Here is a 15,421-nt window from a genome sequence, read left to right as displayed (position 1 = left end):
GCCAGCGGCGAGCTTTTTACTCTTGGGACCTACCGGATGGCCGAGCAAGACCCCCAGCAGCCCAGCGACAGCTACGTGCAATCCTTCGCGCGCGGCCTGTCGGTGATCCGGGCGTTCGGCCCGGGCCGTTCGCAGATGACGCTGTCCGAAGTGGCCGCCGTGACGGGGCTGACCCGCGCCGGCGCGCGCCGCATCCTGCTGACGCTGGAACACCTGGGCTACGTCACCGTCACCGACCGCAAGTTCGAACTGACCCCGCGCATCCTGGAGCTGGGCTACGCCTACCTGTCCGGCACGCCGCTGTGGAACCTGGCCTTGCCGTACATGGAAGAAGTGGCCGAGCAGACGCGCGAATCGTGCTCGGTGTCGGTGCTGGAAGGCGCCGACATCGTGTACATCCTGCGCCTGTCCACGCACAAGGTGATGACCATCAACCTGGCCGTGGGCAGCCGCCTGCCGGCGTGGGTGACGTCGATGGGCCGCGTGCTGCTCGCCGGCCTGTCGGACGCGGAACTGGACCGGGTGCTGGCCATGAGCCAGATCCAGGCCTACACCCCGCAAACCGTTACCGACGTTGCCGAACTCAAGCGCCTGCTGGCCGGCGTGCGCGCCGACGGCTACGCGTGCGTGGCGCAGGAACTTGAACCAGGCCTGCAATCGGTGGCCGTGCCCATCGTTGACCGCAGCGGCCGCGTGATCGCCGCGATGAACGTCAGCGGGCAGTCCAACCGCTTCACGCGCGAGGCCATGCTGGATGCGTTTTTGCCGCCCTTGCGCCACGCCGCCGACCAGATCAACCACGCGCTGCTGCGCCGCTAGGCGCGGCGGGCAGGCACGAAGGTCGGGGCGGTTCGGCATGGCGAGCGGGCTCAGATGGGCGCGACGCCCAGCGTCGTGCCGCCGCACACATACAGCATCTGGCCCGTTACGAAGCCGTTGTCGGGCGACAGGAAGAACATGGCGGCGCGCGCCACATCTTCCGGCGTGCCCAGGCGCTTGACGACGATGCTGTTGATGATGCGCTCGGTTTGCGGAGCGCCCGCCGGATTGCTCTTGGTGAACAGGTCGGTGGCGATCGGGCCGGGGCCGATGGCGTTGACGGTGATGCCGTCGCCGCCCAGCTCCATGGCCAGCGTGCGCGTCAGGCCCACCAGCCCGGCCTTGGTGGCCGAATAGACCACGCGATCCGGCTTGCCCAGCGCCGCGCGCGACGACATGTTCACGATGCGGCCAAAGCCGGCTTCGCGCATGGCGGGCAACGCGGCCTGCACCAGGATCAGCGCGGTGCGCAGATGCAGGTTCACCACATAGTCCAGATCCGCCAGGGTGGCCGTGTCGGCCGTGCCCGGGCGCGTTGCGCCGGCGTTGTTCACCAGGCCCACGATGTTGTAGGCGGCGGTGACTTCGGCGGCCACTTCCTTGGTGCGCGCTTCATCGGTCAGATCGGCCTGATACGAGACCAGCCCGGCCGGCGGATTCTCGGGCAGTCGGTAGTCGATGTTGACCACCTTGTGGCCCGCATCCAGCAGCATGCGGATGATGGCGGCGCCTATGCCGGCGCTGCCGCCGGTGACGAGATACGCAGTCGGTTTGCTCATATCGGTTTCCAGTCTTGTTCAAAGAAAGCGCGTGGGGATCAGTGCGTGGCGTAGCCCCAGGCCAGCACGGCGGTGATGTGGATCACGCCCACCCACAGCATCATGATGACGGTGTAGCCCATCACGTCGCGCAGCTTCAGCTTGGACAGGGCCAGCGCCGGCAGGATCCAGAAGGGTTGCACCAGGTCGTTCCAGGCGTTGCCCAGCATGACGGCCATGGTCGTCTGGTTCATTGCGCTGCCGATTTCCTTGGCCGCGTCGATCATGAACGGACCCTGGATGACCCAGTGGCCGCCGGCCGACGGCGCAAAGAAGTTGATGAAGAACGAGCTGATCAGGCCCCAGAACGGCAGCGTGGCCGGCGTGGCAAGATCCACGAACACTTGCGAGATCGACGTCACCAGGCCGGACGCGGCCATGATGGCCATGATGCCGGCGTAGAACGGGTATTGCAGGATGATCCCGGAAATCGTCTTGATGCCTTCGGTCAGCTTGGCCACGTAAGCGGCCGGCGTGCCCAGCAGGATGATGCCCAGGAACAGGATGATGAAGTTGATCAGGTTCAGGTCCAGCGAGCCGCCGTCCATGAAGTGGAACGTGACGTAGGCAATGCCCAGCGCGCCGATGAGCAGGCTCAGGATGCGGCTGTTGTTCAGCTTCGAGGCAATGGTGCCCTTTTCCAGCATGTCTTCGCTGGCGTTGGAGGCATTGGCGTCGCGGTCGATGCCCGGGTCCACTTCAACGATCTTCTCGCCCTTCTTGGGGTGCAGCCACGCGTTCAGCAGCGGCAGCGTGATGATGATGACCAGGCTGGTGATCAGCATGGGCACCGAGAAAATGGTTTCCGACAGCGGGATGGTGCCCATCTGCTTGGCGGTGGGGTGGCCGGGGGTGGCGACCAGCACCGGGATGCTGGCGGACAGGCCCAGGCCGTACATCGTGAAGCCGCTATAGGCGGCCGCGATGATCAACGGGTAGTGCACGCCCTTGACCTTCAGCGCCAGCTTCTTGGCGACGATGCCGCCGATGACCAGGCCAAAGCCCCAGTTCAGGTAGCTGCCCACGCCGCCAACCAGCGTGGCGACGATGATGGCGGTGTGCGGCTTGTGCACGTGGCTGACGATGCGGTTCAGCAGGCGGTCGGTCAGCGGCGCGGTGGCCAGCACGTAGCCCATCGCCAGAATCACGGCCATCTGCGTCGTGAACGCCAGCAGGCTCCAGAAGCCCTTGCCCCAGGCGCGGGTCACGTCGCCGATGCTCTGGCCTTCGATGCCCATGGCCAGCAGCACGGTCAGCAAGGTCAGTGCAATCGCGAAAACAAAAGGATCCGGCAGATACTTGCGCATCAGCTCGGTAAAGAATGAAGCGAGTTTATTCATGGTGCCTCCAACAACTCCGTAGGCGGGTTCTTTAGTGCCGTGCCCCGCGCGCCATCGGGTGGCGATGCGCAACGGGGATCGACGATTGGTTTTCTTTGTGTGGGGGGGCTCGTGGCCCGATGGCGCGGTGGGCAATGCCCCGCGCCTTATCAGTTGTGAATTCGAAAAAGAAACGCCGTCAGGAGTCGTCGGCCTTGCTGTTCAGCCATGCCGCCAGTTCGCCCAGCGCCGCGCTTTTCTCGCGCAGCACGCGTTCGCGGCGCTCAGGGCTCCAGGTGTAGAAACCCTGGCCGCTCTTGGCGCCGATCTGGCCGCTGTCGACCTTGCTTTTCAGCAGGTCGGAAGGCTCGGTGCGGTTTTCGAGATCTTTGTACAGGTAGCTGGCAATCGCGTAATGCACGTCGATGCCGTTCATGTCGCGCTGTTCCAGCGGGCCGGACAGGGCCAGCCGGATGCCCAGGCTCCACTTGACCACTTCGTCGATGTCCTCGGCGCTGGCCACGCCCTTTTCCAAGAGCGAGATGGCTTCGCGCGCCAGCGCATGCTGGATGCGGTTGGCGATAAAACCGGGGATGTCCTGGCGCACCAGCACGGGCCGCTTGCCGGCAAAGCGCAGCGTCGCCATGACCTGCGCGACGGTGGCGTCCGACGTGTCGTCGTTGCGCACGACTTCCACCAGCGGGATGACGTCGGCGGGCGTGAAGAAGTGCGCGCCCACGAAGCGGTCGCGGCGCGCGACGGCGCTGGCGATGGCGTTGATGGACAGGCCCGACGTGTTGGTGGCGAAGAGCGTGTGCGGGGGGCACAGCGCGTCAAGCTTGGCGAAGATGCCGCGCTTGAGCTCCAGGTTTTCCGGCACGGCCTCGATCACCAGTTCGACGTCAGCCGCGGCCTCCAGGCCGGCATCCATGCGGATGCGCGCCAGGGATTCCTGCACCTGGTCGGGCGCGTAGACGTTCAACTGACGGTCGATGACGGCGCGGGCACGGTCCAGCGCGCCGGGCATCGGGTCGATCAGGACGATGTTCAGTCCCTTCGAGGCGAACAGGGCGGCAATGCCGCTGCCCATGGCGCCTGCGCCGATGACGGCGAGATTCTTGAGGGGAGTATCCATGACAGTTCGCTTGGGGCTGCTTGCAGCCGGGCGTTGCAGGCGGGCACGCGGGGAACCAGGCGGTTTCTGTCTCGTCCTCAGGGTGCCTTTCTGTGCGGCGCGGCCAGAAAAATCGTTATGTTCGATATACGAACATTTGTGCGTGTATAGAATTTCTGTCAGGGATAGTACTAAAAGTCTCCCGGGGTGGACAAATGGCCCCTCAACGGTGTTCGGCAGGTGGACGCTGCCGCCTAGCCGGAATTGCGCAGGCCCGCCGCGATGCCGTTGATGGTCAGGTGGATGGCGCGCTGCACGCGTTCGTCTATTTCCGCCTTGGGATTGTTCTGCGCCGCGCGGTGGCGCCGGATCAGGTCGATCTGCAAGTAGTTCAGCGGGTCGATATACGCAAAACGTTCGCGCAGGGAATCTTGCAGCGTGGGGTTGTCGGCCAGCAACTCGCGTTGGGTCAGCAGTTTCAGCATGGCCAGCGTGCGGCCATGTTCGGCGCTGATCAGCCCGAAGACGCGCTCGCGCAGGCCGCGTTGCGGCACCAGCTGCGCATAGCGCGCCGCGATGGCCAGGTCGGACTTGGCCAGCACCATTTCCATGTTGGACAGCAGCGTGCGGAACGCGGGCCAGTCGCGCGCCATCTCGCGCAGTTGCGCCAGCCGCGCGCGTCGTGAACGCGGGCCGCCTTCGGCGCCCACTTCCAGATAGGCCTCGATGGCCGAGCCCATGCCGTACCAGCCGGTCAGCATCAGGCGGCATTGCGCCCACGAAAAGCCCCACGGAATGGCGCGCAGGTCTTCGATGCGCTGGCCCTTCTTGCGCGAGGCAGGACGCGATCCGATGTTCAGGCCGGCGATTTCACTGATGGGCGTGGCGGCAAAGAAATACTCGGCAAAGCGCGGCGTGTCGTACACCAGGCCGCGATAGGTGCGCTGCGCGGTGTCAGACATGAACGACATGGCCGGGCCGTGCTGCGCCATGTGCGCATCTTCCGCGCTGGTGGCTTCGGCGCGCGGGGCCAGGCTGGATTCCAGCGTGGCGGCCACCAGCAGTTCCAGGTGCCAGCGGCCAACCTCGGCGTCCTTGTACTTGCTTTGGATGACTTCGCCTTGCTCGGTCAGGCGGATCTGCCCGGCGACCGTGCCGGGCGGCTGCGCCAGGATGGCGTCAAAGCTGGAGCCGCCGCCGCGTCCCACCGAGCCGCCGCGGCCGTGGAACAGGCGCAGGCGCACGTGGCGCGATGAAAACACGTCGACCAGCGCGCGCTCAGCCTGGTACAGCGACCAGTTCGACGTCAGGAAGCCGCCGTCCTTGTTGCTGTCGGAATAGCCCAGCATGACTTCCTGCGCGCCGTTCTGCGCCTGCTTCACGCGCTGGCGCACTTCGGGCAGGTCCAGCCAGGCAGCCATGATGTCGGCGCCGCGCTGCAAGTCGGGAATCGTTTCGAACAAGGGCACGACCATCAGGCCGTCGTCGGGGTCCAGGTCCTGCCCGACCGGGGCTATCAAGCCCGCTTCCTTTTGCAGCACCATGACTTCCAGCAGGTCGCTCAGCGTTTCGGTGTGCGACACGATGGTCTGGCGCACGGCCTGCTTGCCGTAACGCGCGCGACCGGCGGCGGCGGCGCGCAGCACGGCCAGTTCGCGCGTGGTGTCTTCGCTGTAGGCGATCCACGGCGAAGCCAGCGGGCGCGCCTGGGCCAGTTCGGCACGCAGCAGCGCCACGCGGGCGTCTTCGTCCAGCGCCAGGTAGTCCAGCGGCTTGCCTTCATGCAGCGTGCCGGCGCGCTCGAACAGTTCGGCCAGCGCGCGTTCGTGCACGTCGGAGCTTTGGCGCAGGTCGACCGTGGCCAGGTGAAAGCCGAACACCTCCACCGCTTGTTGCAGGCCCGACAGGCGCAGCTTGGCGATGGGCGAGGCGTGGTGCGCGGCCAGCGACGCGGCAATCACGGCCAGGTCGGCGGACAGTTCCCGCGGTGCTTGATACGCGGGCGCCGCCACGGTGCTGCGGCGCGCCAGGTCCTGCCCCGTCAGCGCTTGCGCCGTGGCGGCCAGTCGCGCATAGACGCCAACCAGCGCGCGGCGATAGGGCTCGTCGCTGCGGTGGGGGGAATCGTCGCCGCTGTTGTCGGCCAGCGCCAGCAGTTCCGGGTCGGCGGAGATCAGCAGGGTGGTGATCGACAGTTCCGCGCCCAGCGCGTGGACCTCTTGCAGATAGTGTTCAAACAGCACCGTGGCCTGGCGCAGCAGCGCGCGTTCCAGCGTGGCGGCGTCCACATTGGGGTTGCCATCGCGATCGCCGCCGATCCAGCTGCCCATGCGCAGAAACGGTTCCAGCGGCGCGGGCGGCGCGGCAAACGGCTTGGTCGGTTCGCGGTTCAACAGCTTGGACAGGTCTGCGTACAGGCGCGGGATGACTTGCAGGAAGGTGCTGCGGTAGTACGACAGGGCGTTTTCGATCTCGTCGGCTACCGTCAGGCGCGTGTAGCGCAGCATGCGCGTCTGCCACAAGGTGGCCACGCGGCCAAGCAACGCGGCATCCAGCTCGGCCAATTCGTCGGGCGTCAGCACGCCGTCGCGCTGGGTCAGCGCCAGGGCAATTTCGCGGTGCACATCCAGCGTACTCTTGCGCTGCACTTCGGTCGGGTGCGCGGTCAGCACCGGCACCACGCTGGCGTCGGCCAGCAGCCGGCGGATGCGCGCCACGCCCACGCCTTGCCTGCCCAATGTCTGCACGGCATCACGCAGGCTGCCACGCGGCGCGGTGTCGCCGGCCAAGGCGCGGGTGCGCTGGCGGCGGTTCTGGTCGCGGTCTTCGGCAATGTTGGCCAGATGCAGAAAATAGCTGAAGGCGCGCGCCACGGAATTCGGGTCGTTGCCTTGCAAGCGCTTGACGCGCTGTTCCAGCAGCTTGCTGTCCGCCTCGTTGCCTTCGCGCCGGAATTTCACGGCGGTGCGGCGCAACGTTTCAATGGTGTCGAACACCCGTTTGCCTTCGCATTCCGCGATCACGGCGCCCAAAAAGCGGCCTAGCAGGCGGATATCGTGGCGCAAGGGTTCTGCGGAGTCGGACTGCGGGCGGCTGGCTTTCATCGGGCGGGGGTTCCGTCAGGCTGAATGAAGAAAAGAAAGACGTGGGCGTTGCGGCACTACCAGGAAAATCGGACCGATTGATTTTACGCAGCGTTCCTTACGGGAACGGCGCTTTGCCTCGGTTAAAGTCCGGGATGTCCCTTCGTCTTTGTAGAAGCCCCCTTTATGCAAAATCATCAACGTCGCGCGCTCGTGCTGTTCTCGGGCGGCCAGGATTCCACCACTTGCCTGGCGTGGGCGCTGGACCGCTATGCCCATGTGGAAACGGTGGCGTTCGATTACGGTCAGCGCCATCACATCGAACTGTCGGCGCGCTTGAATGTGCTGCGCGACATCCGCGCCAACTTTCCGGATTGGGCGCCGCGCCTGGGCGAAGACCACTTGCTGGACTTGAAGGTGCTGGGCCAGGTGGGCGACACCGCCATGACCAGCGACCGCGCCATCGAGATGCAGGCTAACGGCCTGCCCAACACTTTCGTGCCGGGGCGCAACCTGCTGTTCCTGACGCTGGCGGCGGCGCTGGGCTATCGGCGCCAGCTGGACGTGCTGGTGGGCGGCATGTGCGAAACGGACTTTTCCGGCTACCCCGATTGCCGCGACGACACCATCAAGGCGCAGCAGGTGGCGCTGGGCTTGGGGCTGGGCACGCGGATGACGATCGAGACGCCGCTGATGTGGATCGACAAGTCCGAAACCTGGGCGCTGGCCTATCAGTTGGGCGGCGACGCCCTGGTGGAAACCATCGTCGAAGAAAGCCATACCTGCTATCTGGGCGAGCGCGGTGCGCGGCACGACTGGGGCTACGGCTGCGGCGAATGCCCGGCGTGCAAGCTGCGCAAGATCGGCTGGGAAAAGTGGGTGGTGGCCTCGGCCGCGGAAGGCTGATGGCCAGTGGCGGGGGGGATGCGGGCTTGGGGTTGCGCAGGCGTAGCCGGTGCACGCCGGCGCGTCCGGCCCTCCAGGCCTAAGTCCGCCTGGACGCGGGCACAGCCACCACCCTGCCGATAAACCGCCGTCTTAATAAATAAGCCGCCGCCGCGATCACGCCCGCCAAGGCCGCCGACATCGCCATGGCGGCGCGCGCACCCTGCGTCTCGATCAAATACGCATACGCCACGGGCGCCGTGGCCGTCAGCAAAAAGCTGGGCACCAGCAGCGCACCGACCAGCGTGCCGTAGCTGCGGAAGTCAAACAAGGCCAGCGGCAGCGTGCCGCGCGTGATGGTCAGCAGCCCGTTGCACGCGCCGTAAAGCAAGGCATAGGCGGCAATGGCGTACACGCTGCCGTTGGACAACCACGCCAGCACAAAGCACAGCGGCATCAAGGCGGTGACGACCCACGTCAACGTCAGCGGATGCAGCCTTGCGCCCAACGTCACGTCGGCCATGCGGGCGGCGAACTGGCCGACGCCCCACAAGGCCGCCACGCTGGCCGCCGACGCGCCGGCCACGCCCAAGCCCGTCATCAGTGCGATCAAATGCGCGGCGTTGCCGGCGGCCAGGAAGTTGGTCAGCATGGCGATTACCGCGTAAAGCGTGCCGGCCAGGCGGCGTTCGGAGGCATTGCGCGTCAAGCCGGCGCCCGGGCGGTCGGAGACAGCGGCGGGCGCGGCATACCGTTGGCGAGGCAGCGCCAGGTACAGCGGCAAGGTCGCCAACGCCAGCGCGCCATAGACGAGCACCGCGCCGCGCCAGCCCAGCCAGCCGGATAGCGCGTGTCCGGCCGGCCACATCACCGTGGACGCCAGCCCGCCAAACAGCGTGATCTGCGACATGGCCCGGCGCGCGGTCGGCCCGGCGGCGCGCGCCAGCGACGCAAACGCGGCGTCGTACAGGCACAGCCGCATGCCCACGCCCAGCACCAGCCACGCCAGGTAGTAAGCGGCCAGCCCGTGCGCGGCGGCCAGCAGCGCGCAGCCCGTTGCCCCGATCAACACGCCCACCGGCATCACGCGATGCCCGCCCCAGCGGTCCACGGCCCGGCCCGCCAACGGCGACACCAGCGCCATCGTGACGATGGCGGCTGAAAACCCGCCATAGACGAGGGACGCGTTCCACCCCAGGTCGGCCGTCATGGCCGGGCCGAACGCGCCGATCAGGTAGAACGTGACGCCCCAGTTGACCAGCTGGGTCAAGCCCAGGCAGACGACGGCGCGCGGCGCAATCACGGGCGCTGCGGTGGCGTCGTGTCGCCTTCGCCCAGGCTGCGCTGCATCAGCACCGTGTCACGCCATTCGCCATGCTTGTGGCCCACGGATCGCAGCGTGCCCACCGGATGAAAACCCTGGCGGGCATGCAGCGCCAGCGACGCGGCGTTGCGGCTGTCGCCCACCACCGCCAGCATCTGGCGCCAGCCGGCAGCGGTGCAGCGGTCGATCAGCGCGGCCAGCAGCTTGCCGCCGATGCCAAGGCCGGCGCGGCCGGCTTTGACATAGACAGAGTCCTCAACCGTGTGCCGGTAGGCCGGGCGGGGGCGGTACGGCGTGACATAGGCGTAGCCGACGACTTCGCCATTGATCTCCGCCACCAGGTACGGCATGTCTTTTTCCAGCACGGCCGCGCGGCGCAGCCGCATGTCGTTGATGGAAGGCGGCTCCAGTTCGAAGGACGCGGTGCCGTGTTCAACGTGGTGCGCGTAGATGGTCTTGATGGCGGGAAGGTCAGCATCCGCGCTGTCGCGGATGAGCAGGGTTGGCGTGTTGGGCGACATAAAGGGGGCGTAGCGAAGAGTAGGGGAAATGGGCCAGCCGCCAGTTTGGTCCGAAATAAATCATAAATGAAGCTTTGGAAGATTATGATTTGCATAAGAAAAACTTTTGGTTGGCGTCATGCGAGGCTTGAACCTGGTCCATCTACGCATCTTTGCGCAGGTGATTGAGCTTGGCAGTTTCTCGGCGGCCGCCGAGCGCGGGGGCGTCACCCAGCCAGCCGTCAGCCTGCAAATCCGCCAGCTGGAAAGGCGTTTTGGCCTGAAACTTGTCGAACGGGTCGGCCGCCGTGCCGGCCCGACTGCCGCCGGGCTTGAACTGCTGACCCATATCCGCGTGATCGACGCGGCGCTGGCGCAGGCCGAACAGGCCATGACCGCGCATGCGTCCCAGGTGTCCGGCCGCATCCGGCTGGGCACGGGCGCCACCGCCTGCACGTATCTGTTGCCGCCCATCCTGGCGCAGCTGCGCCGACGCTTTCCCGCGCTGGATATCGTGGCCAGCACCGGCAACACCGCCGATATGCTGCGGGCCCTGGAGAACAATACGCTGGACATGGGGCTGGTGACCCTGCCCGCGCCCGGCCGCATGTTCCAGGTGACGCCGGTCATGGAAGACGAGTTCGTGGCGATCTTCCCCGTTCGCGACTCTGCCTCGATTCCGGAGCAGGTGACGCCACAGGCCTTGTCTCCGTGGCCCTTGGTGCTGTTTGAGCCTGGCGCACGTACGCGCCGCCTGGTGGACGACTGGTTCGAGGTGGCGGGCGTGGCCTGCAAGCCCTTCATGGAGCTGGGCAGCACCGAGGCCATGAAGGAAATCGTGGCGGCGGGGCTGGGCTGCGCGGTGCTGCCCAAGCTGGCCGTTTCCGGCGCGGGACACCGGGACGCGCTGGTGGTGCGTTCGCTGACGCCGCACTTGGCGCGCGATCTGGCCATCGTGATGCGCCGCGACAAGCCGCTGAGCCGGGGCTTGCGCCATTTGCAGGAAGCGTTGCTGGCGCTCAGGGCGTAGGCTTGCTGGCACGCCTGCGCCCGATCCAGCGTATTATTTACCGTTTTGCCGCCACGCTAACAGCACTCGAGACAAATCATGCCGCACTACCGTTCCCGCACATCGACCCACGGCCGCAACATGGCCGGCGCCCGCGCCCTGTGGCGCGCCACTGGCATGAAGGACGGTGATTTCGGCAAGCCGATTATCGCGGTAGTGAACTCGTTCACGCAGTTCGTGCCCGGCCACGTGCACCTGCGCGACCTGGGCGCGCTGGTCGCCAAAGAGATCGAAGCCGCCGGTGGCGTCGCCAAGGAATTCAACACGATCGCCGTCGACGACGGCATCGCCATGGGCCACGGCGGCATGCTGTATTCGCTGCCGTCGCGCGAACTGATCGCCGATTCGGTCGAATACATGGTCAACGCGCATTGCGCCGACGCCATGGTCTGCATTTCCAACTGCGACAAGATCACCCCGGGGATGTTGATGGCCGCCATGCGCCTGAACATCCCGGTCGTGTTCGTGTCCGGTGGCCCGATGGAAGCGGGCAAGGTCAAGTCGCCCACCGACGGCAAGGTCATCGCCAAGATCGACCTGATCGACGCCATGATCAAGGCCGCCGACCCCAACGTGTCGGACGCCGAAGTGGCCGAAGTGGAACGCAGCGCCTGCCCCACCTGCGGCTCCTGTTCCGGCATGTTCACCGCCAACTCGATGAACTGCCTGACCGAAGCCATCGGCCTGGCCCTGCCTGGCAACGGCACCATCGTCGCCACGCACGCGTGGCGCAAGGGCTTGTTCGAACAAGCCGGCCGCCTGGTCGTCGACCTGTGCCGCCGCTACTACGTCGAAGAAGACGAATCGGTCCTGCCGCGCAACATCGCCACCAAGAGCGCGTTCCAGAACGCGATGGCGCTGGACGTGGCCATGGGCGGCTCGACCAACACCGTGCTGCACTTGCTGGCCGCCGCGCAGGAAGCGGGCGTGGATTTCACGATGGCGGACATCGACCGTATCTCGCGCAAGGTGCCGTGCCTGTGCAAGGCGGCGCCCGCCACCGACAAGTACCACATTGAAGACGTGCACCGCGCCGGCGGCATCCTGGGCATCCTGGGCGAACTGGCGCGCGCCGACCTGTTGGACCTGTCTTGTGGCAACGTGCACAGCGGCACGCTGGGCAACGCCATCCAGAAATGGGACGTGGCCGGTGACGCAAGCGAAGAAGCGCAGAAGTTCTACCGCGCCGCGCCCGGCGGCATCCCCACCACGGTCGCCTTCAGCCAGGACGCCACGTTCCTGACGCTGGACACCGACCGCAAGACGGGCTGCATCCGCAGCAAGGAAAGCGCCTATTCCAAGGACGGCGGCCTGGCCGTGCTGTACGGCAACCTGGCCGAGAAGGGCTGCATCGTCAAAACCGCCGGCGTGGACGAATCGCAATGGGTTTTCACGGGCCGCGCCCGCGTGTTCGAAAGCCAGGACGACGCCGTTGAAGGCATCCTGGGCGACAAGATCGTGGCGGGCGACGTCGTCGTGATCCGCTACGAAGGCCCCAAGGGCGGCCCCGGCATGCAAGAAATGCTGTACCCCACGTCGTACCTCAAGTCCAAGGGCCTGGGCAAAACCTGCGCCCTGTTCACCGACGGCCGTTTCTCGGGCGGCTCGTCCGGCCTGGTGATCGGCCACGCCTCGCCGGAAGCGGCCGAGGGCGGCACGATCGGCTTGGTGGAAGAAGGCGACATCATCGAAATCGACATCCCCAACCGCAAGATGCACCTGGCGGTTTCCGACGAAGAACTGGCCCGCCGCCGCGCCGCGATGGACGCGCGCGCTGACGGGTGGGAGCCGGTCGGCCGCGAACGCGTGGTGTCGCAAGCCCTGCAAGCCTACGCAGCATTGGCCACGTCGGCCGACCGCGGCGCGGTGCGTGACCTGTCGCAGCTGAAGCAAAAAGCCAAGCGCTGATCGCGGCGCAGGGCTGGGAAGAACGGCGCCCGAGGGGCGCCGTTTTATTTGCGCGGTGAGGCGTCATTGGGGTCGCAAGACACCGCGCAATGTAGCGGGATACTGCGAAGCACAGGGTTAAGGCTGTAAATTCGATATACAACAGACAGGCTGTTTTTTGGGCCCCAAGGACGCACCACATGGCTTTGAATTCCGATGCATTGCGCGTGTTTCTCGGCGTGGTGGACGCCGGGTCGCTTAGCGCCGCGGCCGAGCTGCTGGGGCACACGGCGTCGGGAGTCAGCCGGGCCTTGGCACGGCTGGAAGAGGACCTGGGCGTGATGCTGCTGAACCGCACCACGCGGCGCATGGAGCTGACCGAAGAGGGCGCGCACTTCTTGCCCAAGGCGCGGCAGATTGTCGCGTCGCTGGACGAGGCCGAAGAGTGCATGCGCATGGTGCATCAGCGGCCGGCGGGCAGGTTGCGGGTGGATGCGTCGGTGCCGGTGATGCTGCATTGCGTGGTGCCGCACGTGGGGGAATTCCGGCGCGAGTATCCCGAGATTACGTTGGAGCTGACCAGCAACGATCGCATCGTGGACCTGATGGAGCACCGCACCGACATCGCGATTCGCATGGGGCCGCTGACGGATTCCACTTTGCATGCGCGCGTATTGCGGCCGTCGCCGCGCTGGATGATGGCCAGTCCCGACTACATCGCGCGGCGCGGCGCGCCGGAAACGGTTGAGGATCTGGCGCGGCATGAAGTGTTGGGCTTTACGCAGCCCGAAAGCCTGAACCTGTGGCCGCTCAAGCACGCGGGCGGCTCCAGCTTTCAGGCGACGCCGACGCTGGCCACATCAAGCGGAGAAACGCAGCGCCAGTTGGCGCTACGCGGCGTGGGCATCGCCTGCCTGTCGGATTTCGTGGTGCGCGAAGATATCGCGGCGGGCAGGTTGGTGAAGGTGATGGAAGGCGTGTACAGCGATCACCTGCAACCGATGCACGCCGTGTACCACCGCAACACGCAGCTGTCGCGGCGCATTGCGTGCTTTCTGGATTTCTTTGCGCAGCGGGTTTGAGGCGTTCTTGACGCGTTCTTAAAGCGCTCCTGAAGCGTTTCTGGCGCGCGGCTTGCACAGCCATGCAAGCCGCGCGAAGGTCGAAGTGAAGGCGGCTCCGCTCGCATGCCGCCTTCTGCTCCTTACGCGTGCAGCGCCCGTCCGAACGCAGCCAGCACCGATTCGTGCAGTGTTTCCGACAGCGTCGGATGGGCGAACACGGTGTGCATCAAGTCTTCCTCGGTGGCTTCCAACGACGCCGCCACGCCATAGCCGGTGATCAGCTCGGACGCTTCGGGATGGATGATGTGCGCGCCCAGCAGTTCGCCTGACGTCGCATCGAATACGGTCTTGACCAGCCCTTGGTCTTCGCCCATGGCGATGGCCTTGCCGTTGCCGGCAAAGGTGAATTTGCCAACGCGGATCTCGCCGCCGTGGGCCTTGGCGTGTTCGCGCGCGCGGGCTTCCGTCATGCCGATGCTGGCCACTTGCGGGTATGAATACGTGCAGGCGGGGATGCGCAGCGGATCGATGGCGTGCACCGTCTTGCCCGCGATGGCTTCCACGCACAGCACGCCTTCATGGCTGGCCTTGTGGGCAAGCCAGGGCGCGCCGGCCACGTCGCCGATGGCGTAGACGCCGGGTTCGCCGGTGCGGCAGTGTGCATCGGTGACGATGTGGGTCTTCTCGACCTGCACCCGCGTCTTCTCCAAGCCCAGGTCTTCAACGTTGCCGACAATGCCGGCCGCGACGATGACGCGGTCCACCTCAAGCTGCGTCTTTTTACCTTGATGTTCCAGCGTCACGTTGACGCCCGTGGCGCTTGGCGACGAGGCGGTGACGGCGCATTGCGTCAGCACGCGGATGCCTTGTTTCTCGAACGCCTTGCGCGCCAGCTGCGAAATTTCTGCGTCTTCTTGCGGCAGAATTTCGGGCGTCATGTCGATCAGTGTCACGTCCGAACCAATGGCGCGGTAGAAGCTGGCGAACTCCGCGCCGATGGCGCCCGCGCCCACAACAAGCAACGTCTTCGGGATCTGGGTGGGCGCCAGGGCCTGGCGGTAGGCCCAGATGCGCTCGCCCAGCGGCAACGCGGGCAGTTCGCGAGCGCGCGCACCGGTCGCCAGGATGATGTGCTTGGCGGACAGGGTCGCGCCGTTGTCCAGCGCCAGCTTGCCCGCGCCGGCCAATTGCGCGCGCGCGGCGAACACCGTCACGCCGTTTTTCTTCATCAGATGCGCCACACCCTGGCCTAGCCGGCCCGCCACCTTGCGCGACCGCGCCACCATCGCGGCAAGGTCGGCGCGCGCCTCGCCAGCGCCGGTGACGCCGTAGTGTGACGCTTCCTGGCAGGCGCGCAGCACCGTTGCGCTGTGCAGCAAGGCCTTGGTGGGTATGCAGCCCCAATTCAGGCAGATGCCGCCCAGCTCGGCGCGTTCCACCAAGGCCACCGACATGCCCAGCTGCGCGGCGCGGATGGCGGCCACGTAGCCGCCGGGGCCGCCGCCGACGACGACCACATCAAACACGTTCTTCGTCATC

Annotated in this window: 12 protein-coding genes; 5 read left to right on the top strand and 7 right to left on the bottom strand. The window is 66.3% G+C overall.

All coding sequences use genetic code 11. The features are described 5' to 3' along the window. Positions 1 to 36: 36 nt before the first annotated feature. Complete coding sequence (locus tag AC0Z35_RS05115; RefSeq protein ID WP_046803262.1) at positions 37 to 819, top strand: IclR family transcriptional regulator; 783 nt, start codon at positions 37 to 39, stop codon at positions 817 to 819. A gap of 50 nt (positions 820 to 869) precedes the next feature. Here the strand turns inward: AC0Z35_RS05115 and AC0Z35_RS05110 are convergent, their stop codons facing one another. The 4 genes from AC0Z35_RS05110 to ppc form a co-directional block, all read right to left on the bottom strand. Further along, positions 870 to 1,598, bottom strand: coding sequence for an SDR family NAD(P)-dependent oxidoreductase (locus AC0Z35_RS05110; RefSeq protein ID WP_046803263.1), 729 nt, complete (start codon positions 1,596 to 1,598; stop codon positions 870 to 872). Positions 1,599 to 1,636: 38 nt separating this feature from the next. Further along, on the bottom strand, positions 1,637 to 2,977 hold the full coding sequence (locus AC0Z35_RS05105) for a short-chain fatty acid transporter (protein ID WP_104141685.1): 1,341 nt from the start codon (positions 2,975 to 2,977) through the stop codon (positions 1,637 to 1,639). Positions 2,978 to 3,155: 178 nt separating this feature from the next. Further along, positions 3,156 to 4,091, bottom strand: coding sequence for a 3-hydroxyacyl-CoA dehydrogenase family protein (locus tag AC0Z35_RS05100; RefSeq protein ID WP_046803265.1), 936 nt, complete (start codon positions 4,089 to 4,091; stop codon positions 3,156 to 3,158). A 233-nt stretch (positions 4,092 to 4,324) separates the two neighbouring features. Continuing rightward, positions 4,325 to 7,174, bottom strand: coding sequence for a phosphoenolpyruvate carboxylase (ppc, locus tag AC0Z35_RS05095; protein WP_485131182.1), 2,850 nt, complete (start codon positions 7,172 to 7,174; stop codon positions 4,325 to 4,327). A gap of 165 nt (positions 7,175 to 7,339) precedes the next feature. Here ppc and queC point away from each other — a divergent pair, with 165 nt between their 5' ends. Then, positions 7,340 to 8,059, top strand: a complete 720-nt coding sequence (gene queC / locus AC0Z35_RS05090) for a 7-cyano-7-deazaguanine synthase QueC (RefSeq protein WP_104141686.1) — start codon at positions 7,340 to 7,342, stop codon at positions 8,057 to 8,059. Between the two features lie 79 nt (positions 8,060 to 8,138). On the opposite strand, the gene AC0Z35_RS05085 is transcribed toward queC, so the two are convergent. Next, entirely contained in the window at positions 8,139 to 9,341 is a 1,203-nt protein-coding gene (locus tag AC0Z35_RS05085) for an MFS transporter (protein WP_485131183.1), read from the bottom strand. Next, entirely contained in the window at positions 9,338 to 9,883 is a 546-nt protein-coding gene (locus tag AC0Z35_RS05080) for a GNAT family N-acetyltransferase (protein ID WP_314355392.1), read from the bottom strand. The genes AC0Z35_RS05085 and AC0Z35_RS05080 overlap by 4 nt, the downstream gene beginning before the upstream one ends. Positions 9,884 to 10,001: 118 nt before the next feature. Between AC0Z35_RS05080 and AC0Z35_RS05075 the strand changes: the two genes are divergently transcribed. From AC0Z35_RS05075 to AC0Z35_RS05065, 3 genes are all read left to right on the top strand, one after another. After that, the gene (locus AC0Z35_RS05075; protein WP_104142281.1) at positions 10,002 to 10,892 is read left to right on the top strand and encodes a LysR family transcriptional regulator; all 891 of its coding nucleotides are present in this window, start codon (positions 10,002 to 10,004) and stop codon (positions 10,890 to 10,892) included. Positions 10,893 to 10,970: 78 nt separating this feature from the next. Further along, positions 10,971 to 12,839: a dihydroxy-acid dehydratase gene (gene ilvD, locus AC0Z35_RS05070; protein ID WP_046803270.1), complete on the top strand. Its 1,869-nt coding sequence runs from the start codon at positions 10,971 to 10,973 to the stop codon at positions 12,837 to 12,839. Between the two features lie 179 nt (positions 12,840 to 13,018). Next, positions 13,019 to 13,900: a LysR substrate-binding domain-containing protein gene (locus AC0Z35_RS05065; protein WP_485131184.1), complete on the top strand. Its 882-nt coding sequence runs from the start codon at positions 13,019 to 13,021 to the stop codon at positions 13,898 to 13,900. 122 nt (positions 13,901 to 14,022) lie between these two features. Here the strand turns inward: AC0Z35_RS05065 and lpdA are convergent, their stop codons facing one another. Continuing rightward, entirely contained in the window at positions 14,023 to 15,420 is a 1,398-nt protein-coding gene (gene lpdA / locus AC0Z35_RS05060) for a dihydrolipoyl dehydrogenase (RefSeq protein WP_485131185.1), read from the bottom strand. Position 15,421 lies beyond the last annotated feature (1 nt).

It is taken from the genome of Achromobacter sp. 1L-A-4-B-C2 (genome assembly GCF_057291955.1).
The sequence above is the reverse complement of the archived record's forward strand: the minus strand, read 5'-3'. Positions and strand labels throughout refer to the sequence as shown.